The following is a 23,732-nucleotide window of genomic DNA, read 5'->3' as shown; positions in this document are numbered from 1 at the left end:
TTTGAAAAATTCATAAGATTAACGCGCCAAATTCCGAATATTCCTAGGAATAAGTACTACACCAATCTACGTTTCAATTGACGAGCACAACCGTGACGCGCGTTGTCGAATTTGCGTCCGTGTCTAGGAATTACAGCAACAAATCGCCCTAGGAACATTCCACTAGCGAATGTTAGCGTTGTTAGCGCAAGAAGCATTACAGTTGCACCAGACACGCCAGTAACAGCCAGTGAAGATGGGTTCGTATTTGTTATTTCATCACTATCATCTTTATCTAACCTGTTATCCGACAATTCATCCAAATTGTTTGGAGTAGACTGTGTATTGCTTTTGCCACTCTTAGCGTTATTCCCATTATTGCCATCCGCAAAACCAAAATTCTTTAAATCAATTGGATAATTTGAATTTGCATCGGACTTACCATCTGCACTGCCTTTACCACTTTTGTCGTTTTCGCCATTTTCACCTTGATTCTCAAAATCAGCTTGATCATCCTGATTCTGATCTCCATAAGAGCGCGCAGAATTATCCATTACCTGCACAGTTTCACCCTCTACACCCAAAACATGAGTAGCTAAAGGATGACCTTGAACATCGAAAACTTCCGCCTTCCAATAAACAATTCCGTCGTGATTCAAAGTAATATCCGCAGATTTAACGGTAATCGGAGATTTCTTGCTATCTTCAGATTGCTTATCCGTAATATTTACGCGCGATTCAGGCATAATCTCATCGCTTTGTGCAGATGTTACAGAGTTGGCAGATGGTGAAGCATGAGGCGCATCAGTTGATTTTACCTTTGCCTTTTCTTTTGCCTTTCCTTTTTCTTCTGCATCAGACTTTAGCGAAGAAGACTTGTATTTATCGTTAGCATTATCGTCACCATACGCATATGCGCTAAATACTACGTAACTTCCCTTTGGAACATCACCGGTAATACGAGCATTATCATGGAACTTTTCTCCAACCTGCACTTTATCGTCACTAACTCTAGTTGTAACAGATACAGGATGAACCAAAGCAGTTGGTTCTACATACGTGCGGCTCCACAAATTGTCGTACGCCGATTTATAAGCTACAGCACGCGAAGATCCAGGAAAATCGTACACAAACACATACCAGCCTGAAGCACTATTCTTATCGGCACGAATATGCACGTTATTTTCCAAAACTTTCGGCTCAGTAGTAGACCTATCAGTTCCAGCAATAGGTCTAAGCGTAATATTTCCGTTGCCAATCTTGTACACGCCATTAACTGCAGGAACATCCCACTTAGCAATCAAACGATGATGACTATCTTCTTTTGGCTCTTGATAAGACGGCTCGCCTTTAGATCCCGGCATATAATTTTCGTTATCTTTTTTAGTAGGATTTTCGCTACCTGCACCAGCCCACCAAACGCGAATATGCGCTTTTTTATCTTCATTAAAGCCGTAACTGTTATTTCCCTTAAAAGATCCGTAAGTTTCAGGAAGACCTCTTACAGTAATCTCATTAACAATTTCCGTATTAAGCCCAACAGTTTGCTGCTTAGCAACAATATCTGAGCTCACAGTTGCTTGATGAACAGCCGTAGTGTCTGTAGAACCAAATAGCTGCACAACATCATCTTTCAAAAACTCTCGGTCAGATTTATTCTGGGAATCGCGAGAAATAATCCAAACCCATGTGCCAAACAAACCTGCTTCTAAATCATTTACTTTATAAGCTTCTGCTTTATCAAGATCAGATGCTGTAATATCGCCATTAGCACGTTTTGCTACTGCAGTTATAGTTTCGCCAGAATTAGAGAAATTAGCTTTAGCCGCAGCAACTTGACGCAAATTAGGCATAGAGCGCATACGATTCAAGTACTCTTTAGCAGATTCACCACTATTTCGCTGTTGAATATGCAAAATATCTTCAGCAGAACCTACAAAATAGTAGCCTTGCGCGCGAAGACGAACATTTTCTGGCCAAGAATCATTTCCCGCAACACCGCTAGTTACAGTACTATCTACCTGCTCTCCTGCACGCAGCTCATGCTTTGATATTTTCGACTTAAGCAACGGCTGGAAAGTTTTTTCTACACCAAAAGAAAAATCTTGTGGATACCACGTATTTTCAAAAGATCTAATCACATCTTGACCATCTGGAGAGAATAAACGTTCAGCTTTTGGAGCATTAAAAGAAACTTCAACTCGAGCGTTTCCAGCATCAAGTGCGTTCCAAGTAATATCTAAACCTTCTTTTTTAGATTTTCCTTCAAAAGACTCAGATCCGTTAGCAAATTTAATAAGATTATTTGAGGATTTTACTTTAATAGGTACTCCTCCTAAAGAATCTCCATTAGAATTTTGCAGACTAATATGCATTACACCAACGCGCTTACCCTTAGTGTAATCATTTTTTAGCACAGCCTTAACCGGAGTTTCTTTAACACCCTGCTGCCACAACTCATCTGCCTTATTCCTTAAAGTTTCTGTTTCAACGCCTACAAATCCGTTTTCAACAACCTCCTTCCATCTATCTTGATTAATATCAAAACGACTATGAATCATAAACGCCAAAGCAGCCTGAGTTAGATCATCGTCATTGGTGTTGTGCGTTTTAATAATATTTGCAGCAATACGATAATCTTCACCATTCATCTGCTTAATATCGCCTTTGTAATCTATAAATACGGAAGATTCAATGCAAAAAATAGAATTCTTTCTACCTCCCCACTTATCCGTAACAGGACCGAGCCTTAGCCTTGCAATCTTTTCGCTTAGCCATTCAACAGTATTCGACTTTTTGTAATAATAACCCGTTAATTTATCGACAGATCCCATAGCAATTTGCGAACAAAGCACCGAAGGAACTAGTACTGCGGAAGTAAACAATGCCAACATTTTGCGAATATTTTTTTGTTTCATGAGGTTTCGCAATTTATTTGCACAACTAAAACTAGTATGCTTCCCCAAATATGTTTCCATAAAAATCTCCTTTAACCCAACCCTTAATGCAATAGCGAATTATGAGAATAATTTTCTATTTGCATTGAGCACTAGAGTAAGCGCTCATGACATCAACTATGACTTTAGAAAAGATTTGCGTAAATATTTTTTTAGTATTGTGGTTAAAAGGTCAGATTTGAATAAAAGTTATCCACAAATCCACAATTTGGGAAATAACCCGAAATCTTCCGCAAAAGCGACATAAACTACTCACCGCTGAGCAGTTTAGGTCGCTTACCGTAAAAATAAGAATCTACATACGAAAAAAGGCTTGGAGATAGCACCCCTACAGTGCCAAGCCCAAGCCCTTTAAAAAACCGGATCGTTTTCCCTAATAAACAGAACCGGCCTACACTCAACAGTTACACTAACGAACCGCACATAATCACACTGTAAAGAAAGAGATTTGGCAAAACAGTAGAATCATGCAAAAGCCCGAAAGCAAACCCGCTGCAAGAACATAAAACCCTTACAGCACGTTGAGTGAAAGATTTAACAAGTGAGCGCACCATACTCACATACAGTGCGCTCACAAACAAACCATTAAACAATCAACACACTTAATGTGCTAACAGCTTAGTGACGGATCTTGCGAAGAGCAGCACCCATGCCAGCAAGCACGGAAGCAGCAACAGCAGCCAAAGCTACAGCAGCACCGGTCTTAGCCAATGGAGCAGCAGCCTTCTTATCAGCAGCCTTCTTGTCAGCCTTCTTGTCAGCCTTCTTAGCGTCCTTAGCGCCGCTCAACTTGTTAATGCCGTCATGAACGCCACCAATGAACTTGTCAACAGCAGCCTTGCAATCAGCAAGCTTGCCTTCAACTTCCTTAACATCAGCATTGGCCTTATCGATAAGAACCTGAGTCTCATCCTGCTTAGCCTCAACGAGAGACTTAGAGATGTCAGAAGCAGCATGCATATCAACAGTTACAGCCTGCTCTTCTGCAGGACGAGACTGATCTACATAACGATTTGCTTCACGAGCATCGTAGTATGCAGTCCAAGCAGTCTGCAAAGCCTTGTACTGAGCATTCAAATCAGCCAACAAAGCCTTCAACTGTGGAAGGGTGTGACGAAGATAATTGCAGTCACCTAACTTATCGCGCAAGCCAAGAATCATATTCTCGATCTTGTTATAGTAATACTGAACAATGTTAAGCTGCTTAACAACTTCCTTACCCTTAGGAGTTTGGTTAAGCTTCTTAACAAGATCTGTTGAGGCACTAACTGCAGCTTCAGCATTATTGATGTTAGTATTTACACCATCACCAACCTTTGTCGCTGTGATTTCGCCGTTATTATCCTTCTTCAACTTCTCGTTAAGCTTGTCCATAGTAGCTTTGAGAGATGGGTCTGCATTAATAGTAGCTGTAAGCTGCTTGCTGAGATCTTCAACTTCGTCAGCCATTGCTGGGGCGGCGAAAGCCAAGCCGGAAACGAGGGTGGCGCCAGCAGCGAGTGCGGCGATAGCCTTCTTGTTAAACATAATATTTTCCTTTCTTCTTCTCCTTCGTGCTAGGCACACGAAGAAAAATTTGCTATGCAGCTCCAAGCGGAGCTACACACGCCTGTCAAACTAGGACTGACCGGCGCTTGCTATTTAAGATACCCCCCCCCCCCCGTTCGAAAAAGTCAAGAGCAAAAACAAGCATCCGACATAGAAAATATCAACAAAACTGCGAAAATATTCCAGTAAAAGCGCGTAAAACTATAAAAAATACGCTAAACAACACTGTTTAATCGTAAAAAATACTATTTCACGATTTTCAAAGATTTTTCTCAGAAAACTCTCAGGAAACTCACGCACTCCGCCCCACGCCGCCCGCAAACCCTTGAAAAACCGCCATTCCTAAACGACACGCCGTGCGCCCCCACGCACGCACAAACGCCCTCGTCACCTATTCGTCACTAACGCAGATTATGTACTGCGCGAGTAACAATAAATCGCAATTATTCGTTACTAACGCAGATTGCCCACTGCACTAACAACGCAAAACACCATTTATTCGTTACCAGCGCAGAAACGCAGCTACATAAGTAACAAAAAACAAAAACTCCGGACTGCAAAAAGCAATCCGGAGTAATCCGCGGAGTCAGAGAGATTCGAACTCTCGAGCCGCTTACGCGACTAACACCTTAGCAGGGTGCCCCTATCGGCCACTCAGGCATGACTCCAATTATTTGTTGCGTACAATTAGCAACAGATTGACACTATAGCACCTCTTACGGACTGTAAACAAGACCGACGCGACACACTTAAAATCAATCAAAGCACTAAACAGGATTATGGTCGCCAGAGAACGTAACCACCACAGCACACATAACCAAAGCTATACCAGCAACATCTGTTAGAGTTGGAATCTCACCAAATCCCATTCCAATAACCACAGCAATTGCAGGATACAGTGCTTGCATAACAGAATATTTTGCGGAGCTAACGCGCTTAAGTAAAACCTGGTCCAGCAAAGCCGGGAAGAATGAAGCACATACTGCAATCACAAGCATCAATGCAAGCAAAGCAAAAGATCCCCCAGGCCTAGAAGCCCACGTAGCCTCCGCTTTAGGCCAAATAACATTCTTAACTGCAGGAACAGCAAGAACTGTAGATTGCAAAAGCCATCCAATAAGAGCCGCAACACTTACGCGGTCAATAGCATGCGAAGCTTTTGCAATTTTTCGTCCGGAAACAATATACACGCCCCACATTAAGCCGCCAACAATAATAGCGCATAAACCTATTAGAAAATGCTGACTTACTGCACTATGCATGGAAGCGCTTGCAAGTAAAGCAATTCCACAAACAGCAATTACCATACCCGCTCTTTCACGCCATTCATGACCGGTAATAACAGCCACAAGCAGCGGGCCAATAAATTCTATAGTTACAGCCACACCTACAGGCATGCAGCTAATTGCCACATAAAACATGGTATTCATAGCAACTAAAGAAATTCCGACCGCAATAACAATAGCCCATTCACGCAAAGTTTTTGGCAACAAGCTACGTTTTGTGCGCGAAAATGGTCTTCGCCAAGCCAGTAGCATCAAAGTCATAAAACCAACGCGATACCACACAGCATAAAGTGGGTCTAGCTGACTAAACGCAACTTTTGCAACAGACGTAGCCGTATACACCATTGCAGCTTCAATAACTATGATTAGCAGCACTGGCATGCGATGTAATACATTTACGACAAATTGCTTCATAGCAACAACCCTACATTAATATATAGGCGACATTCGCTTTTTTGCAAAAAACATTACTTTTTTCTATAAAATCGAACGTTTGTTCTATTATAAATTTATGAGTACAGCACCGAGAGTACAGGCAGCAAAACGAGATTGGGGGCACGACACCTCCGGCTGTAACATACTTCATGTTGATATGGATGCGTTTTATGCTTCTTTAGAAGTTGCAAGACACCCGGAGCTTAAGGGAAAGCCTCTTGTTATTGGCACAGGAAATCGTGCTGTAGTTTCTGCAGCGAGCTACGAGGCTCGCGCTTATGGTGTTAATTCAGCAATTCCTGTTGTTAAAGCTAGAAGTCTTTGCCCGCAGGGAGTTTTCTTGCCAGTTGACATACCTTACTATTCAAGCGTTTCTAAAAGTATTTTTGAAGAAATTTTTTTGCATGTTACAAATCAAGTCGAAAAAGTTTCTGTTGACGAATGCTACATGAACGTTAAATCGGCTTTATTACAGTGGAAGTCACCTGTAAATATTGGAGCTTGGATACGAAAAGAAGTATTTGAAAAATATCATATTACATGCTCTGTTGGCATTGCCAGCAATAAACTTATTGCAAAAATGGCTTCAACTAACGCAAAACCTAATGGCATGCTTCTTATTCCGCAAAAATGTAATGAAGATTTTGTGTCAATAATGCCTTTGCGCGCAATACCAGGAATCGGACCTTCTTTAATACATAAGCTTGAAGACTGGGGATTATCTACTATTGCGTCACTTAAAAATGTTGATGAAAAAACGCTTGCTCGAATAACAGGCTCGCAAAGCATGGCAAGAATGATATATCAGTCTGTTAGGGGCATAGACGAGCGCACTGTAGTACCGCGAGCGCCAGAAAAATCTATTGGCACCGAACGAACTTTAGATTCAGACACAACTAGCGAGCAAACTGTTCAACAATTACTGCAACAATGCTGCAGCGAAGTAACTCAGCATTTGCGAAATCGTAAGCTTATGGCGCGAACTATAACGCTAAAACTGCGATTTAGCGACTTGCATTATGTTACTAGATCTTCTACTTTGCAAAATGCCACTGATTCAACGCACGAGTTTTACAAGCACGCCATTGACTTGCTTTCTAAAGCTAATCCAACTGTTCATAATTACATTCTTGGAGGAAACAACACAAAGCTTTTAAGTCCGGTTCGCTTAGCTGGCATTACAGCGAATAATCTTGTGCCAGCAAATAAAGTTTCGCTGCAGCCTTCATTAAACGATATTCTGGAAGAAAATACGCGCGAATCTAAAAATTCTGCGCAAAACAGCATATCTGCAATGAATAAAAATACTAGATTGCGTCATGCTGAGCACGCTTTAGATGCCGTTCGTAAAAAATATGGCGACGATGCAGCTCACATTGGATTGTAAACTCGCACCATAAATAAACTCGCGCCATATCAAACAATACTTTGCAAGTAGTTAGCTACTTGCTTTATCCGCGCGCGAAGGTAAGGCCGCAACATGCTCTTCGTCCCATCCGGAAGCTCCAGCATCTGTAGCTCCGCCTAAATCTCCAAGCTTGTCGAAATAATCAACTGCAGCATCTCGATACCATTCCCAGCCTTCTGGCAAATCATCCTCGTAGAAAATAGCCTCTACCGGGCAAGCTGGCTCGCAAGCTCCGCAATCAACACACTCGTTCGGGTTAATATAAAGCGTGCGATCTCCCTCATAAATACAGTCCACAGGACATTCGTCTACGCATGCTTTATCTTTTACATCTACGCAAGGTTCTGCAATTACATATGGCATAATGCCCTCCTTTCTGTTTTTATGCAACTTTTCTATTATAGAACATTTTTGAAAAGTCTATAACACAAAAAGTCGGCATGCGAATTTAACCGTATGCCGACTTCTTGCTACTTAAATAATCTATTAATTTTGATTATTTTACTAAGATGCAGACTGTTAAGTTGCAAACTACTCAGATGCAGACTGAGGTGCAGCAGCTACCTCAGCTTCAGCCTCCGCGCGAGCTTGCTCTTCAGTTTCTCCTTCAGCTACCTTTTCTGCAGCTGCAGCATCTTGAGCAAACAAGGTTTCAACCGGTACACCGAGCTTCTTGGCTTTACGCAACTGCCTTCCAAGTAGAGAGTTGCGGTAAGAGTAGCCGAAGTACACCGCAAAACCGATTGCCAGCCACACTGCAAAACGAATCCACGTAAGCACAGACAAGTTGAGCATGAGCCAGAATGTGGAAAGAGCTGCGAACATAGGAAGCCACGGATTGCCAGGAACACTGAACGAACGGTGCAAATCTGGTCTGCGCATACGCATAATCGGAACGCCTGCGGAAACAAGCAGGAATGCAGAAAGCGTACCAATATTAACCATGTCGGACAGAATACCAATATCGAGAGTGGAAGCAACAACTGCCACAACAATACCGGAAACAATCTGAAGCTTTGCAGGAATTCCACGCTTACTTACCTTAGAGAAGCTACGAGGAAGCAGGCCATCACGGCTAACAGCGAAGATAATTCGCGTAAGACCGAGCAAAAGAACCATTACAACGGTTGTTAAGCCAATAACAATACCGAGGGAAATAATCTTTGCAGCCCAAGTAGCTCCCACGAGTTCGAAGCTTGTAGAAAGCGAAGGAGCGGCTTGCTTTGCCAAATCCTTGTAGGAAACCATACCGGTTGTTACGACTGCAACGAGAATGTAAAGAGTGGTAACAATAAGCAAACCAAGACCAATGCCTCGTGGAATGTTCTTATGAGGATCCTTAGTTTCTTCTGCTGTGGTTGCCACAACGTCAAAACCGATGAATGCGAAGAACACGAGAGCCGCGCCGGAAAGAATGCCAGTAACACCATAAACGGCTGGCTGCATGCCAGTTACCCACTGCCACAAAGGCTGGCTCATAACGCCAGAAACTTCCATTCCCTTTACGTTAGCAACATCGGTTGCAGGTGGCACGAATGGCGTAAAGTTCGAAGCCTTAATGTAGAAGAATCCCACAACTACCACGAACAGAACAATACCAATCTTCAAGATTGTTAAAGCGCCGTCAAAGCGTGCAGAAAGCTTGGTTCCAAGAACAAGCATAGTTGTAAAGAATGCAACGATTATAATTGGAGCAACATCAACAGTAAAACCACCTAACTTAAAGTTGGTGGTCATATTCAAACCGAAAAGCTTCATTAAATCGTTAAGATACACACCCCAATACTTTGCGATTACCGAGCCGGCCATCAGCATTTCCAGGATCATATCCCAGCCAATAATCCAAGCAACAAGCTCGCCTACTGTAGTGTATGTGAATGTATAAGCAGATCCAGCAACAGGGATCATAGAAGCAAATTCTGCATAGCACATTGCAGCAGAACCGCACACAACGCCTGCAATAATAAAGCTAATAATTACAGCAGGGCCCGCGTGAAATGCTGCAGCCTGAGCGCCAACAGAGAAAATACCGGCGCCAACGGCAACGGCAACACCCATAACTGCCAGATCCCACGCATTTAACGTACGTTTAAGATGGCGATCACCATCCATCGTCTCTGCGATAGTCTGTTCAACAGACTTTTTTCTCCATATTTGCATAATAAACGCACTTTCGTTGATGTATAGGTATAAAGGTATTAGACGCAATTAGCAACGCATCAACGAATTGCGCGAAACCGTTGCGACTTAATCTATATAAAATTCTGCCAAATCACAATAAATGGGATTAAACAAAACTTTTATATGGATAATGTAGGTAAATATTACACAAAACATTGCTTATACGGTAGTTTTACCGTGTGTTACCTTACTATTTACGAAATTTTACGAAATAGCTTTATATATTTCTGTGTAAACACATGCATAAGTGTAAAATTTTTAGTTTACAGAAAGACCTATAAGCACAGGTTCCGGTATAAGCGTCACACCAAACTTATTTAGCACACCGTCAATAACAGTTTTAGCTAAAGAAAGCACGTCGTTAGAAGAAGCATTATTGCGATTAGTCAACGCTAAAGTATGCAAGGAAGAAAGCCCTGCGGCAGAAACTTCACCATTCTCACTAAGCCTAAATCCTTTATGGAAACCAGCATGGTCAATAAGCCAAGCCGCAGAAGTTTTTACACCTTTAGAACCGTCCGGAAGAAGCGCTTCAAAACGAGGAGCATCCTCCGGCAATAAATCAGCCTCAGCTTTTGTCATTACTGGATTCATAAAGAAACTTCCACAACTATGACGATCACTGTAAAGATTATCTCCCTGCAAAAATTCGCCGGTAATATAATCTTCACTTTGTAATTTCAAAGCAATATCGACGCCTTGAGCGCTTTTTGTGCCACACATCCACTGATTTTTGTATCTCGAAGCATCTTCGAGCATGCCTTTAGAAGCTCTAACACGCAAAACTTCGCGACGAATTACCGAAGTTTTCATACGCTCGCCTACTTCAACTTTCAAAGCACGAGCCAACTGCGAATGAGCAACAACGCCTGTATCACTATGCTTCAAACAAAAAGTAACAGACAAAACAACGTAACGAGGAGTAGGAAAATACGAATCGCTTGGAACTCCTGCAGAAGCGTACATGCTTTGTTTAAGAGCAGAAGTACGATACCCAAAATGCAACTGATCTTTTGACAATTCAAGCGTTACTTTATTTTTGCGATCCCAAACTTCTACAGAAGTAACGCTTTGAGAAACTTCCTGGCCATACGCACCAATATTTTGTACAACAGAAGCACCAACAGTGCCAGGTATTCCAGAAAGTCCTTCTACACCCTCTAAACCAAGATTAATAGCGTAAGTTACAAAATCATCCCAATTGCAGCCAGCCTCTGCATTCACATGTACAATATTTGCACCAGTTTTGGCGTCAACGCCATCTTCTGCTGGCGCTGCTTCATCGAGAACGTTAATAGCGCGACGAGCATCGCGCACAACCACACCATTAAAGTCAAGATCCGAAACCAGCATATTAGATCCGCCGCCGATTACACATAGCGGAAGATTAGCCTCATCTGCATCTTCAACGGCTTCAATAACAGCAACGCGCGTTTTTGGCTCTACGAAGCGAGTAATTTTGCCACCAACACCAATTGTTGTAATATCTGCGAAAGTTGGATTTGCTGTAGACGTAGTAGATGATGCTTGCATAGTCATAGTTTTAATCTTAACAACACTAAATAACAAAAACCCCGCAAAAAGCGGGGTAATAAGTATAAAATCTGCGCAATCTAAATAGGTCTAAAAAAGACGCTATATTAACGCAGCAAGCTGAATATTTTCAGCGAGTCTCGCGATGAAGCGTGTGCTTGCCGCAGCGTGGGCAGAACTTGTTCAACTCAAGACGATCAGGCGTGTTACGACGATTCTTCGTCGTGATGTAGTTACGCTCCTTGCACTCCGTGCATGCCATTGTGATGCCCGGACGGATGTCGGCGCTCTTGCTTGCCATTTCGTTCACCTCTACAATTCATTGTTGGCCAGCCAGTCTCCTACTGGCCGTTGTAGCGAGGAAGAGACTCGAACTCTTGACCTTACGATTATGAGTCGTACGCTCTAGCCAGCTGAGCTACCCCGCCAGAGAGCCTCGAGTGAGAATCGGACTCACGACCTCTTCCTTACCAAGGAAGTGCTCTACCACTGAGCTATCGAGGCGTGGCGGGTAGTGGATTCGAACCACTGAAGCACGAAGCGGCTGATTTACAGTCAGCTCCCTTTGACCACTTGGGAAACCCGCCAGCAGTCTGTCGTAAGAAGTGAACTTCAAACGGCAACTTTGCTATTTTGCCACGAGTGCAAGACGAATGCAAGTCTAAGACACGCCGAAAACAAAATTTTATGCAAAAAAGCTAGTTATTTAGCGAAAAACCATCTTTTTTTAAATCTTCGCAAACTGTTAGAACGCGATCATTCGCCTCGCGCTCACCAATGCTAATACGAATACCTTCGCCAGCAAAAGCACGAACCGATAACCCGACTGCCACAAATCGCTCAGTTACACGCTCAGTATCTGCACCAAACGGCATCCAGAAGAAGTTTGCATACGCATCCTCAATATTCCAGCCTTGATTGCGCAAAGCCAAAATAATGCGCTCACGCTCAGAAACAAGAGCCGCAACGCGCTCATTCATCTCCTTAACTGCTAAATCTTCCAAAGATGCCAAAGCTGCAACCTGTGCTATTTGAGAAACTCCAAACGGAACAGCAACCTTTCGCATGCCCTCTACAACCTCTGCAGGAGCAATACCGTAGCCAATACGCAAACCAGCTAAGCCATACGCTTTCGAGAAGGTTTGTGCAACAACCACATTTGGATACTCACGATACAACTTCATGCCATCTGCCGTGCCTTTTGCGGTATTGAACTGCACATAAGCTTCGTCAATAAGCACAAGTACATCGCTTGGAACAGCGTCCAAAACTCTGCGCGCGTCAGTTTCGCTAAGAGACGCAGAAGTTGGGTTATTAGGATTGTTCAAAATAACTAAGCGCGTACGCTCATTAATTGCGTTAATAATTCCATCTACGTCGTGAGAGCCATCGGCACGATTTGGAACTTGCACGCTTTTAGCTCCAGCGCCAGTGACAATAATCGGATAAGCTTCAAAGCTTCGCCAAGGGTACACAACTTCATCACCAGGTCCTGCAACAAAGTCAACAAGCTGCGTAATAACTTCCGTCGAACCGCAGCCAAGCACCACTTCGTCTGGCGTAACGCCAAAACGCTTAGCGAGCTCTTCAACAACTTGCGTACCGCGCATATTTGGGTAACGGTTGATTACATTAAGCGCGCGAGTTGAAATAGCTTCTTTTACACTTTCTAAAGGCTCATAAGGGTTCTCATTGCTGGAAATCTTATACGCGCGAATGCCATCCAATTTAGGAGCTGGTTTTCCCTGTTTGTAGCTAGGAATCGTATCTACAATGTTACGGTGTTTGTATGTCATACTTCTCCATAATACTCCACGCACGACTTAACTGTGCGATAGCGCATCACATCTTACGTGCAGCAATAAAAAACGCTGGGAATGACATTTGCATCATTTCCAGCGTAAGCTTTATTGTTTCAACCGGCTAAAGACTAGCCAAGAATAGCAAGCACGTCGCGAGAAGACACGATTAAGTAATCCTCGCCATCGTAATGCACTTCAGTGCCACCGTACTTGGAGTACAAAACCTTGTCTCCAACCTTAACATCCATAGGAATACGCTCGCCCTTGTCATCACGACGACCAGGACCAACCGCAAGAACTTCGCCCTGCTGTGGCTTTTCCTTTGCATTATCTGGAATATACAAGCCAGAAGCAGTCTGAGTTTCTGCCTGAGCCTGCTTTACAATAATCTTATCTTCCAACGGTGTGAGCTTAATCGACACTGTCGCCACCTCTTTCTTAAGAGAGATACTAATTTTGTACGCAAGCGTTTTACATACGAGGCTGACGATCACGTTTGCAATCGCACTTACGTTCTGTGTTTCATAGTAGCGCGAAATTAGCACTCTAACAACTCGAGTGCTAATCTTTTAAGAAAATTTTTAGAAAATTCTTAAATTAGGCATTGCGACGAGCTAAAACTTCGCGCAAATTTGCCACTCCGAGTGAGTCTGCGGAACTTGCCGGAGCTTCTACTTGACTTTTCTGCTCTTCTGCATGGAATTGCGAAGAAGTTGACTTTTGCAAATTTTTAGCATACTTAGATTCAGAAGTCTTCGCACTTTTAGCAGCTTTAGATTCAGCAGGCTTAACCACAGGTATTGCTTTAGCAACCTGCTTAGTTGACTTGATTTCCAAACTTTCTGGAGCTTTTGCTGCAGCAACAGAATTGCCCAAATCATACTTGACGTCGCTTCCAAGAGAGAATGAAATCAAATCTTGATTATTTTTGATAGCCGCGGAATCTTTAGAATCTTCTTTAACAGCTAAATTAGCTTCTTTAGAGTCTTCTTCGTACTCGTTTTCAGCAATATCTTCAGCAACGTTTTCAGCATTTTCAGTTGCTTCACTTCTTGCAAGAAGAGCCGCATTACGCTCCTCTTGAGCGCGCATTAACGCGACTTTAATTTCGCCCTTTTCCATAACAGAAGTTGCGGTATCGTCGCGAGAAGAATGTTGCTCAACTGATTCTGAAGGTTCACTCTTCAAAGATTGTTCCTTTGAAGATTGCTCCTTTGAAGATTCAAGTTTCAAAGATTCACCATTCAAAGACTTGTTGCGCAAAGAATCATTTGCCAAATCTACAGATTCCAAAGATCCAGCACGCATCTTAGCTACGCGAGCTTCCCATTCGCGAGCATGCTTAGCGGCACGAGAACCAAAATAAAGAACTGCAGCCAGCATAGCTCCTGGAATAAGCACGAAAGCTGGCGAAAATGCTCCAGAGCACCCAACTATAAACACAAGAACTGTTAAAACAGCAAGAGCGCCAACCAATACGCAACGGCGACGAATAGCGGCTCGTCTTGCAGCACGAATACGCGCAATACGTTCAGGAGTTAATGTTCGTTTTCGTTGAGTCGGTTGCATACAAGCCCCTTTTGCCAACATACCTGTGCCGTCACAAATGCGTGCAGCACTCCACTCACCTACAAGATGTAGTGTTGGTGAAAACCTATCCTCGCGATGCTCAAGCATGGTCTTCATGCCATTAACCGTGCGTTTAGGCAACCACCCGAACCATAAGGCTACGAGGATGATTAACACAATTAGTGCGCTAACCGATTCATAACCCATATCTATTAATATAAAGACGTCTAAGGATGTGTAGCAATATAAACGCGTCGGCGTGTCGCCAAAATGTGGGAATATGCCATCTTTCTTCACACAATATGCTGTGTTAACACTAACGGTTATTAACGTGCTTCATAGCAACAATCGCAAGTGAAGGATTCACAGACTGAGCTTGCAACAAACGTAAAGCATCTGCAGCAGGCATGGCAAGAGTCGTAGTATTCTGCTGATCTTGAGAAGATTGTTGACTTTTAGCTATTCGCATTACAATAACGTGATTAACAACATCTACATACCTTCTATCAATCTGCGTAATATCAGTTTCTTCAGTTTCTTCAGATTCTTCGTCGCTACTTTCGCTATTTTTACTATTTTCGACATTCTCGCTATTTTTACTACTTTTACTACTTTTACTTGCAGAACCGCCGGCTTCCTGCGTATTTTCATCATTTTTCGTAGAATCATCCGACTTTTCGCCCTCGTCTTGCAAAGGCTTACTAAAAGCAAGATCTACCTCTTCTCCGGGTATTATCGTGTGATCTGCGCTAGATAAATGCACTGAAATCGAAGTAAAACCTTCAGGAATATTCGGCAAATGACTTACAGCATTTTGCAAAATTGGCATACCAGTTTTGATTTCGCAAGTTGCAATAAGCAGATTGCGCGAGTTTACTCGCCCAGCAAGCGCATAACGAAACACAGAATGTTGCGGAACTCGAATGTAATTAACATCCGTTTCGCGGATCTTAGATCCTTGATGAATATTACGAGCAGCTACTGGTATTACTTGCGTAGCTTGGGAATCAATAATTGTAGATACAACTAGCAAAGACACAATTGCCGCGCATAAAATAACAATAATTTTCCGCACAAAATCGTGTTGGCGCCTCTTAATCAATGCGCTAGAGCTATCGGAACGTTGAAACCCCGAGAATAAAGAAAAACTTGTACTCATAACATGCATTTTTACGTAAGCAAAAGAGTCACGCAATAAAAATTGCGCGTTGTGGATAAAACCTATCAACGCGCAACTAAAGTGCAAGCAAAACGCAAATAAAATGCTTTTATTTACTTATCAGTTCTGTAAAAGCCTTTGCCTTTAAAATTGATTGGAGGAGCAGAATACACTTTGCGAACAGTGTTTTTGCCGCACTGAGGGCAAATGGTAATAGGTTCATCCGAAAATGATTGATGTTCAGAAAAATCGTATCCGCATTCTTTACAACGGTAATGATAAGTAGGCAAAAGTTCCTCCGAAGTTTCACAAATATAAGACAAAAAACTTACTGTTCCTTCAAATATCCTATTATACGCCGTGACAGCCGAGGCAAACACATAAGTTTATTTGCAAATTAGCGAGCACAACTAGTTTCGCCCGCGCTCAGAAAACACAGCCCAATGCGGAGGAAGCTCGCTTAAAATGCGATTATCGTCATCCAAAGCACGCTGCTCTTTCGTAAGTTCATCAGAAGGCTCTAGTTTTACGCCATCGGCATCAAAAAGCTCAGAGCCTTCACGCACTACTCTTACAGATTTGCGCGGAGAGCGTCGATTAGGATCATAATCGCTCATTCGTTGTCACCATACAATTCGCCGAGCCTTGAAACAACGCGGTCAACTTCTTTTTCTGGATTAACGAATGCACCAACGCTCCAAACAGTCATAACAGACCATCCAAGAGCTTCCAAATCTTGAATCATCATACGATGACGTTCACGAGTGGACTGAACACTCATAAATTGAGCATCGTCAGTAAGCACAGCCAAAGCAAACGGCTTATCTGCAAGACCGACAACAAGCGGAATACGAACGCCGTTATCGAAACCATAATTAACCGCTACATTTAATCCGCGCGAACGAATACGCTCAGCTAAATCAGTAAATAGCACATTATTTTGAGCAGATTCAGCAGCAACTTGCGCTTCAATATCATGAGCATCTTCCGGACGCAAAGGCTTATCGCTTAACTGCTCAGCCCACTGCAACAAAGTCTTAAGCAGCTTTGGACCATCCTGATGCAAACGCTCATCATCCATATCTTTGGAAGTAAATGCGCTAACAATATCAAGATGCCTACGAGCCAAAGCAAGCGAATCCAAAAGCATACCCTTGCCGCCTTCTTCTTCCAACAAACCAAATTGCTGGAGCAAACGTCCGTGAGAAGTTTTTGCGTAGCACAGAGACAGAATAACATCCGTAGCAATAGCTCCGGAAGCTTCGTGAACACTCATTAAACGCACATGACGCAAGAATCGAGCCATATTTTCATCTTTAATAGACAAAGACTTCAATTCCGCACCCAAACGACTGCGGAATACGTTTGTTAAAGTCACAACCACAAGCATGTAGCTTGAAGGAACAACAGTGAAAGTCTTCGCGCGCTGACGAATAAGCTCAACTACTTCGTCAATTTCGCGCTGACTGCTTTCAATCAGTCCGGAAGACAGCACTGGAACTCCCGTAGCATCAACCTGGTGCAAACGCACCTTTCCTTGCAAGCGTTCAATAGGAACATCGTGACGCAACTTTCCGTAACCGTGTTCTTCCAAGAATCGAGCCAAGCGCAAGGAACGCCTTGTAGCGCGAGAAACAACTGTAACAGACGGCAGAATAGAAATAAGCTTACGCAAGCTTTCGGAGCTTACAGTCTGCTTATGCGCAAGAACAACTACTTGCGAAGCGCGAGCCAAAATAGAGAATAGTTCAATATTTGATATATGCTCTGCAGAATCAATAATTACAGTGTCTGCAATGGTGCTAAGCGGAGTCATCATAGTAAGCGTTGATGGCATAGCCACTAAGATTGGCTTTGCAGCAAGCAGAATCTCGGCATAATTGCGCAAAAGCTTATTAAATGTTATTCCGGAACGGTTGCTTGCAAGCATAGTGTGCAGTTGATTTGCTTCCTGAGTATGCGAGAACAGCAATTCGCACAAATGCCTCATAGCTTCTTGCTGAACCATTGGGCCAATAGAACGCACATGCTCAGTATCTACTTGTACAAAACGATCCGAAGCATCCTGCATAGCAGAACCATCTTGATGCGAAATAATCGCAGAAGAATTAACAATATCTTCAAAAACTGTAGTCCACCAAGCAAGCTGCAATTCGCCGTCAAGAGCATCTCCTGTAACATGACGATGACGCAAATCGCTTACTAAATCAAGCAAACCAGCCTTGCTGAATTCACTTTCCAACTTGCAGCGACCTGGAAGAGTATCAAGAGATGCGCGATCGTCGTGCAAATCCTGCAAACGTGACTCAAGCTGCGCAAACTCAATATTTTCAAGATCTGCACCTTGACGAGTCGTAGATAATACTGCGTCAAGAGCCACCAGATTCCTAGATAATACTTCTTGAGTATTTACCAATTCGTCTAATTTTGGCGGCAAAACAGGCCATCCGCCGTGAGGCACAAAAGTACGCCACTGAGCAGCCTGCTGAGAAACAATCTTCAAAGCTTCATGCAAGTCGTCAACCTTAGCTCCAACTCTAAGCAAACTACGCGCTTCACGCACGTGACGGCGACGCTCCCAGAAGCCCATAATCGTGCCTTCAGCTTTTCTAACAGCTTTCGGCTTACTAGCTTCAATCATTGCGTCCAAATCACGCTCAAAAATTTCAGGTTGGAACACATCGAGTACGCGTCGCAAATTCTTCAAAACAGTAACTTGTCTGCTCCATTCGCGCGCAGTTGTTGGAACAGGGAAACCGCAGCTTTGAACAGTGCTTTTAACCTGCTCGCGAGTAGCAGGAAGTAGCTTAAGAAGAACGTCTACTATTCGCTGATACACCGATACAGCTTCGTTTTCGTCGTAAATAGAAGCGCCAAACCACGGAGTATCTTCAGGATTAATATTAAATTCACCAAGCTCGTCCGCTTGATGGAATTTTTGCAACCAAGTATCGATTTGACCAGTAATTGCATGTGCTGCAGCAACGTCTAAACGCACGTGCGTAGAAGGATGCGTTGGTAGCATAGCAATTGCAGCAAGATTTTGTATTGTTTGATACGCCGACACTCCCCAAGTTTCATTAACTCCGTGAAGGTCACCTAAATAGCGAGTAAGACGCGAGCGCACACCAACTAATTCGTCGGCAACCTGCTCAAAACGCGATGTTGCAACGCTTTGACGCGCTCCAACTGCAGAAATAAGCTGCGAATCAACATGCTTAGCAATGTGCCCATCTGCAACGTCTAATGCTAGTGAAGAAATTTCATGCGTATTAAGCGTATAACGGAATCTACGCTGTTGTTCAATCACATTTGGCACATACAAAACTGAGCGTCCTGCAAGAACCGAGCGTGAAGCGATTGCGGCAGCAATAGCGGCCGAATCCGAACCGGAATCAATATTAACGAATAACGAGTTTCCGGAAGAAACAAGATCTGCAGCATAGCGAACGGTGTTGTCAACATCTCCAACTTCGCACTCACCATGTGGGTCTGCATCAAAAGGACTATATTCCGGCTTATTATCAGCATTAATCGCTTGTATTGAACGCTCATCTCCTGCCATAGCGTCAATAAGCGTATTCCCAACATTGCCGGACTGTAAAGCGTTAAGAATTTGCTCACTTTCTGCCACAAAACGAGATCCTGCATCCGTAAAGCATCCAAGTACAATATCTCGCTCAATGTCGAAATCTGGGAAAGAAGTGCGTGCTTTCTTGCAAATAGCATCAAAAACAACAGAAGTTTCTGGAGTTCCGCTTTCGTATTGAGAACCGTCAAACAGCACGTCCTCACGAAGCTCAACTCCGCGAGCACTCAAACGCTGAACAAGCGCATGGTTTAGCCCAACGCTACCGGAGAAGTAAATAGTTGCTGCAGTTTCGTCTTGATTAGTATCACGAACTACATGCACCGGGTATGTGAGAACTGGAACATGATTACCATTCCACGATGCAACTCCAACAACCAAAGAAAGCTCAGATACGCCGCTTTCGTGCGCTTTTGCGTCGCGATCCTCAAAAACGCGATCCAATCTACGCCCAGCAGCACGCAACATTCCAGCATCGCGGAATAAAGCTTTTAACGTTACTTTTCCACTTGCAAAAAGTTGCGCTATTCCAGAAGGATGCGCGTGAGTAAGCTCTAATTGCGCTGCAAGTTGCGTAATATCTTCTAGCGGAGAAGGAGATAGCTGAGACTGATACTGCTGCTTCCAAGCAACAATATTTTTGATTGCGCTGCTTCGAGCACTTACTCGTGCATTGTTTTGATCAACGCTGTTCTCAACATTTTGATCAACGTTCAGCTCACTTCTTTGCTCAACGTTTTGCTCGCCATTCTGCTCGCTGTTTGCCTCACTCATTTTCCCACCTACTCACTTACTGTTCAATAGCTTTACGGTATGCACTATAACCGCTGTTACGCGCAAGTGCTGCATCTACATCCGCATTGCCTTGTGCTGCAAGCCAAGCGTATAAGTCGTCGTACAATCCAGGATTTGACGCTAAGTATGGCAGCAATTCGGAATGTTGAGCCATCTCAAATTGCTTTGAAAAATCTGTGCTTTCTTCTGCTTCTTTAGAAGTGAATCCGCCAGCTTCTACAATATTTTGCTGAGCGTCAAATTCACCTTTTGATACTTTCTCAAATACGGATCCTGGTTCAAAAGCAGGAGTATAAGATGCGTCGGAATCAATACCACTAATATCGCTAATATCAATACTTGTGGCTGTGAAGCGCGAATCAAGCGGACCTATATTTGTGTAATTTTCGTACGCTTTATTAGAGTCTTCGTGAGTTAAGTAATATCGATTACCTTCTAATGGATTTGATGCGGTTTGGGAAGGCTCGACTTCAGCTGGTTCTGTTTCAGTCGATTCAATTTCAGATGATTCGACTTCAGCTGATTCAACTTTATCTGATTCGACTTCATAGGACTCAGCTTGAGCAGATTCTGCTTGAGATTGCTCTGCCTGAAGAGGCTCTACATTAAGCGGTTCTGCTTGAAGCAGTTCTGCTTGAGATTGCGCAACTTGAGCATTTTCGCTCTCTGCTTGAGCATTTTCACTTTCCGCTCGAGCATCCGCAAACAAATTACGCGGCTCAACAGGCGCTTCCTGCTGCTCCAAAACAACAGGAACTGTTACATCGTGATTAATTGGTGCAGCATTGATCGAATCTGAATCAACCGACGCAGAATCAACAGACGCATTATCAACCGATGCACTACCCTCAAGCGCATCCTTAATAGATTTGCCTTTTTGCCAAGACAATCCAGGTTCCGACACTGACTGTGCGTGGAAAATTCCAGTCGGCTCGCCCGCGCGCAAATCAAGAATCTGATCTACCGACAAACCAGACGCGGCAGGTTCTTCATGCTTTTCATCATCAGTGGCATAAGAGAACAAGTCACGCACATTACTAGTCTCTTCTTCCTGAACTTCATCTTCTACGCGCACAAAATCAACAGGAACATCACCAAACTGCATTCGCATTAAACTGTCTGGAAGCTGGAAATCAACATCTGGGTCAAGTCGCAACAAATCACCATTTGAGCCAACTAAGTAAGTTCCGTTTGTTGAATGTAAATCGCGTATTGTTGCCACGCCTTTAGGATCAACAATGAGTAGCGCGTGGCGCTTAGACATAGAACGCTTATTATCTACTATGTCAATGCGCTTAAATCCATCTTCACGCAATGGGCGTATAGGCTTTCGACCAATCTCAACCGACTGACCTGCTCCAACGCGCGCCTGCTCAACACCACCTACTGTAATCATCCAGCGCTGCACGACTTGTCGCTCACTCACGTGATCTGCTCCCTTCAGAAAACACACACTACCTTCTATTGTGTCATGCTTTGTGTATATTGCGCTAGTTTTTATTGATTTTTCGCATAAAAATATTACATATTTACGCGAGAGGCATAAACTACTCACCGCTGCGCTGTTTTGGTCGGATTTTCTTGCGTAGGCGACATAAACTACTCGCGCGCGTGCTGTTTAGGTCGAAATCTTCCGCAAAAGCGACCTAAACTTATAAATACTATGTCTTAAACTTTGATTTTTCGTAAGTTTAAGTTGGCGCTATAACAAACACCACTTTCAAAACTTAAAAAATATTACAGTTTTGAAAGTGAAAATACGTATCTACTTTCAAAAGTGAAAAATACTACTATTCCGAAAATAATATTAGCGATGATTCCACATTGGAGCGCGAACTTTCGCCACTAAAAGCAATAAAAGACTCTTACCCTAAAATCCTGCTTGCAAATACGCGTCATGATGCTTACGACATTGAAGGAATCCGCGTAATAGACATAGCGCAATGGCTTCTCGAAACAAATTGAGCCAAACAGTGGAACGCATACGAAGAAAGGGCTTGGAGCCTGATGCCCCTAGTAGCACCAAACCCAAGCCCTTTAACAAAACCGACTCGTTTCCCTAACAAACAAGCCAGCCAAACACTCAACAGTCACGCCCCCGAAAGCCAGCGCACAACACTACCGTGAAGAAAGAGATTTGGCAAAACAGTAGAATCATGCAAAAGCCCGAAAGCAAACCCGCTGCAAGAACATAAAGCCCTTACAGCACGTTGAGTGAAAGATTTAACAAGTGAGCGCACCATACTCACATACGGCACGCTCACAAATCATTAAACAATCAACACGATTAACGTGTTAAAAGCTTAGTGACGGATCTTGCGAAGAGCAGCACCCATGCCAGCAAGCACGGAAGCAGCAACAGCAGCCAAAGCTACAGCAGCACCGGTCTTAGCCAATGGAGCAGCAGCCTTCTTAGCTTCAGCCTTAGCAGCAGCCTTAGCTGGAGCGGCAGCAGCTGGAGCAGCAGCCTTAGCTGGAGCCTTAGCTGGAGCCTTATCTCCATCGATTGGACGATGAGACTTCATTACGGTGCGGTTCTTGGAATCGCGTGGGCCGTAAACATCCTCAGTAGAAAGGCTTGGGAGACGGTTGTTAACGAAGTTCTCCTTCTCCTTCTCCATCTCAGCAACGCACTTAGCCTTATCTTCAATAAGCGCATCTGCAGTGCCACATGCGTAAATCTTTTCAATCTTCTTGTTGTACAAGCGAACAAGCTCATTGTTCTTAGCTTCTACAGCACCAGCATGCTTGGAATACTCAGGATTGTAACCCTCGTTGTAAACTGGGTTCTCGTATGCTGGATAATCTGTAGCCTTAATGCCCTTTTCATCGAACTTGGAAGCTTCACCAAAACGCATGTCGCTAGCCTTAGTAGGAGTTTTTGGAGAATCAGTCTGAGTAGTATCACCGAGCTGTTCAGTAGTGCCGTGCTTAGTAACGTCACCATTAGTGCCGGAACCATAGCCAGAAAAACCTGCAGCGAAAGCTGGGGCGGCGAAAGCCAAGCCGGAAACGAGGGTGGCGCCAGCAGCGAGTGCGGCGATAGCCTTCTTGTTAAACATAATATTTTCCTTTCTTCTTCTCCACCACGCTTAAAACGCAGTGAAAAACATAAACCCACAAAATCAATCTCTTGTGGATAACTTTCAGATAGAGCATCTAGCTGAAAGCTGTTATTAACATACCCCCCCCCCGTTCGAAAAAGTCAAGAGCAAAAATAAGCGTCCAACACAGAAAATATCAACAAAATTACAAAAATATTCAAGTAAAAGCGCGTAAAACCACAAAAAATACGCCAAACAGCACTGTTTAATCGTAAAAAATACTATTTCACGATTTTCAAAGATTTTTCTCAGAAAACTCTCAGAAAACTCGCGGCAGCTCCCCCTCGCCACCCGCAAACCCTTGAAAAACCACCACTTTCCCCGCGACACGCGCGGAGGTCGCCTTCACACACGACCCAAACTACTCACCGCTGAGCAGTTTAGGTC

17 protein-coding genes, 4 tRNA genes and 1 pseudogene are annotated in these 23,732 nt (G+C 43.5%); 2 read left to right on the top strand and 20 right to left on the bottom strand.

Going from position 1 to position 23,732, the window contains the following annotated elements; genetic code table 11:
* Positions 1 to 56: 56 nt before the first annotated feature.
* The 4 genes from HXT33_RS01045 to HXT33_RS01030 all read right to left on the bottom strand — a co-directional run bounded on the left by HXT33_RS01045 (position 57) and on the right by HXT33_RS01030 (position 6,184).
* Positions 57 to 2,957 (bottom strand): peptidase, encoded by a 2,901-nt coding sequence (locus HXT33_RS01045; protein ID WP_421787185.1) that lies wholly within the window; start codon positions 2,955 to 2,957, stop codon positions 57 to 59.
* A gap of 597 nt (positions 2,958 to 3,554) precedes the next feature.
* Positions 3,555 to 4,463, bottom strand: coding sequence for a hypothetical protein (locus tag HXT33_RS01040; protein ID WP_421787183.1), 909 nt, complete (start codon positions 4,461 to 4,463; stop codon positions 3,555 to 3,557).
* 602 nt (positions 4,464 to 5,065) lie between these two features.
* A tRNA-Ser gene (locus HXT33_RS01035) sits at positions 5,066 to 5,152 on the bottom strand.
* A gap of 99 nt (positions 5,153 to 5,251) precedes the next feature.
* Positions 5,252 to 6,184, bottom strand: coding sequence for an EamA family transporter (locus tag HXT33_RS01030; protein WP_421787181.1), 933 nt, complete (start codon positions 6,182 to 6,184; stop codon positions 5,252 to 5,254).
* 97 nt (positions 6,185 to 6,281) lie between these two features.
* Between HXT33_RS01030 and dinB the strand changes: the two genes are divergently transcribed.
* Entirely contained in the window at positions 6,282 to 7,592 is a 1,311-nt protein-coding gene (gene dinB / locus HXT33_RS01025; protein WP_421787178.1) for a DNA polymerase IV, read from the top strand.
* 51 nt (positions 7,593 to 7,643) lie between these two features.
* Here the strand turns inward: dinB and fdxA are convergent, their stop codons facing one another.
* From fdxA to HXT33_RS00950, 15 genes are all read right to left on the bottom strand, one after another.
* Positions 7,644 to 7,976, bottom strand: coding sequence for a ferredoxin (gene fdxA, locus HXT33_RS01020; RefSeq protein ID WP_116794334.1), 333 nt, complete (start codon positions 7,974 to 7,976; stop codon positions 7,644 to 7,646).
* Between the two features lie 168 nt (positions 7,977 to 8,144).
* Positions 8,145 to 9,773 carry an APC family permease gene (locus HXT33_RS01015; protein WP_421787176.1) on the bottom strand — a complete coding sequence of 543 codons (1,629 nt, stop codon included), beginning with the start codon at positions 9,771 to 9,773 and terminating at the stop codon, positions 8,145 to 8,147.
* A 279-nt stretch (positions 9,774 to 10,052) separates the two neighbouring features.
* The gene (locus HXT33_RS01010) at positions 10,053 to 11,333 is read right to left on the bottom strand and encodes an FAD-binding protein (protein WP_421787174.1); all 1,281 of its coding nucleotides are present in this window, start codon (positions 11,331 to 11,333) and stop codon (positions 10,053 to 10,055) included.
* A gap of 124 nt (positions 11,334 to 11,457) precedes the next feature.
* Complete coding sequence (rpmG, locus tag HXT33_RS01005) at positions 11,458 to 11,628, bottom strand: 50S ribosomal protein L33 (protein WP_004105548.1); 171 nt, start codon at positions 11,626 to 11,628, stop codon at positions 11,458 to 11,460.
* Positions 11,629 to 11,681: 53 nt separating this feature from the next.
* Positions 11,682 to 11,755: transfer RNA gene (locus HXT33_RS01000), tRNA-Met, on the bottom strand.
* Positions 11,756 to 11,759: 4 nt separating this feature from the next.
* Positions 11,760 to 11,831 (bottom strand) — tRNA-Thr (locus HXT33_RS00995).
* Position 11,832: 1 nt separating this feature from the next.
* Positions 11,833 to 11,914: transfer RNA gene (locus HXT33_RS00990), tRNA-Tyr, on the bottom strand.
* A 111-nt stretch (positions 11,915 to 12,025) separates the two neighbouring features.
* Positions 12,026 to 13,123, bottom strand: a complete 1,098-nt coding sequence (hisC, locus tag HXT33_RS00985) for a histidinol-phosphate transaminase (protein WP_004135754.1) — start codon at positions 13,121 to 13,123, stop codon at positions 12,026 to 12,028.
* A 134-nt stretch (positions 13,124 to 13,257) separates the two neighbouring features.
* Positions 13,258 to 13,551 carry a co-chaperone GroES gene (gene groES, locus HXT33_RS00980; RefSeq protein WP_004127748.1) on the bottom strand — a complete coding sequence of 98 codons (294 nt, stop codon included), beginning with the start codon at positions 13,549 to 13,551 and terminating at the stop codon, positions 13,258 to 13,260.
* Positions 13,552 to 13,726: 175 nt separating this feature from the next.
* Entirely contained in the window at positions 13,727 to 14,698 is a 972-nt protein-coding gene (locus tag HXT33_RS00975) for a hypothetical protein (RefSeq protein ID WP_419389126.1), read from the bottom strand.
* Positions 14,699 to 15,014: 316 nt separating this feature from the next.
* Positions 15,015 to 15,773, bottom strand: coding sequence for a hypothetical protein (locus HXT33_RS00970; protein WP_419389096.1), 759 nt, complete (start codon positions 15,771 to 15,773; stop codon positions 15,015 to 15,017).
* A 197-nt stretch (positions 15,774 to 15,970) separates the two neighbouring features.
* On the bottom strand, positions 15,971 to 16,147 hold the full coding sequence (locus tag HXT33_RS00965; RefSeq protein WP_029600038.1) for an FmdB family zinc ribbon protein: 177 nt from the start codon (positions 16,145 to 16,147) through the stop codon (positions 15,971 to 15,973).
* A 120-nt stretch (positions 16,148 to 16,267) separates the two neighbouring features.
* Positions 16,268 to 16,474 (bottom strand): hypothetical protein, encoded by a 207-nt coding sequence (locus HXT33_RS00960; RefSeq protein ID WP_004127727.1) that lies wholly within the window; start codon positions 16,472 to 16,474, stop codon positions 16,268 to 16,270.
* The gene (locus tag HXT33_RS00955; RefSeq protein WP_421787171.1) at positions 16,471 to 20,220 is read right to left on the bottom strand and encodes a helicase; all 3,750 of its coding nucleotides are present in this window, start codon (positions 20,218 to 20,220) and stop codon (positions 16,471 to 16,473) included. Before HXT33_RS00955 ends, HXT33_RS00960 begins: the two co-directional genes overlap by 4 nt.
* Positions 20,221 to 20,236: 16 nt before the next feature.
* Complete coding sequence (locus tag HXT33_RS00950; protein WP_421787169.1) at positions 20,237 to 21,667, bottom strand: FHA domain-containing protein; 1,431 nt, start codon at positions 21,665 to 21,667, stop codon at positions 20,237 to 20,239.
* 374 nt (positions 21,668 to 22,041) lie between these two features.
* Between HXT33_RS00950 and HXT33_RS00945 the strand changes: the two are divergent.
* A pseudogene (locus HXT33_RS00945) lies at positions 22,042 to 22,206 on the top strand (ATPase); the annotation flags it as partial.
* A gap of 338 nt (positions 22,207 to 22,544) precedes the next feature.
* Here HXT33_RS00945 and HXT33_RS00940 read toward each other — a convergent pair.
* Positions 22,545 to 23,303, bottom strand: coding sequence for a hypothetical protein (locus HXT33_RS00940; RefSeq protein ID WP_421787167.1), 759 nt, complete (start codon positions 23,301 to 23,303; stop codon positions 22,545 to 22,547).
* Between the last annotated feature and the right edge of the window lie 429 nt (positions 23,304 to 23,732).

The sequence above is a fragment of the Gardnerella sp. DNF00753 genome, assembly GCF_049244275.1.
Taxonomy (GTDB): Bacteria; Actinomycetota; Actinomycetes; order Actinomycetales; family Bifidobacteriaceae; genus Bifidobacterium; species Bifidobacterium greenwoodii.
This window is presented reverse-complemented; position numbering and strand designations above follow the sequence as displayed.

Coding starts and splice junctions, on each gene's coding strand:
- HXT33_RS01045 (WP_421787185.1), bottom strand. CDS start 2,957: ATGGAAACATATTTGGGGAAGCATACTAGTTTTAGTTGTGCAAATAAA.
- HXT33_RS01040 (WP_421787183.1), bottom strand. CDS start 4,463: ATGTTTAACAAGAAGGCTATCGCCGCACTCGCTGCTGGCGCCACCCTC.
- HXT33_RS01030 (WP_421787181.1), bottom strand. CDS start 6,184: ATGAAGCAATTTGTCGTAAATGTATTACATCGCATGCCAGTGCTGCTA.
- dinB (WP_421787178.1), top strand. CDS start 6,282: ATGAGTACAGCACCGAGAGTACAGGCAGCAAAACGAGATTGGGGGCAC.
- fdxA (WP_116794334.1), bottom strand. CDS start 7,976: ATGCCATATGTAATTGCAGAACCTTGCGTAGATGTAAAAGATAAAGCA.
- HXT33_RS01015 (WP_421787176.1), bottom strand. CDS start 9,773: ATGCAAATATGGAGAAAAAAGTCTGTTGAACAGACTATCGCAGAGACG.
- HXT33_RS01010 (WP_421787174.1), bottom strand. CDS start 11,333: ATGACTATGCAAGCATCATCTACTACGTCTACAGCAAATCCAACTTTC.
- rpmG (WP_004105548.1), bottom strand. CDS start 11,628: ATGGCAAGCAAGAGCGCCGACATCCGTCCGGGCATCACAATGGCATGC.
- hisC (WP_004135754.1), bottom strand. CDS start 13,123: ATGACATACAAACACCGTAACATTGTAGATACGATTCCTAGCTACAAA.
- HXT33_RS00975 (WP_419389126.1), bottom strand. CDS start 14,698: ATGCAACCGACTCAACGAAAACGAACATTAACTCCTGAACGTATTGCG.
- HXT33_RS00960 (WP_004127727.1), bottom strand. CDS start 16,474: ATGAGCGATTATGATCCTAATCGACGCTCTCCGCGCAAATCTGTAAGA.
- HXT33_RS00955 (WP_421787171.1), bottom strand. CDS start 20,220: ATGAGTGAGGCAAACAGCGAGCAGAATGGCGAGCAAAACGTTGAGCAA.
- HXT33_RS00940 (WP_421787167.1), bottom strand. CDS start 23,303: ATGTTTAACAAGAAGGCTATCGCCGCACTCGCTGCTGGCGCCACCCTC.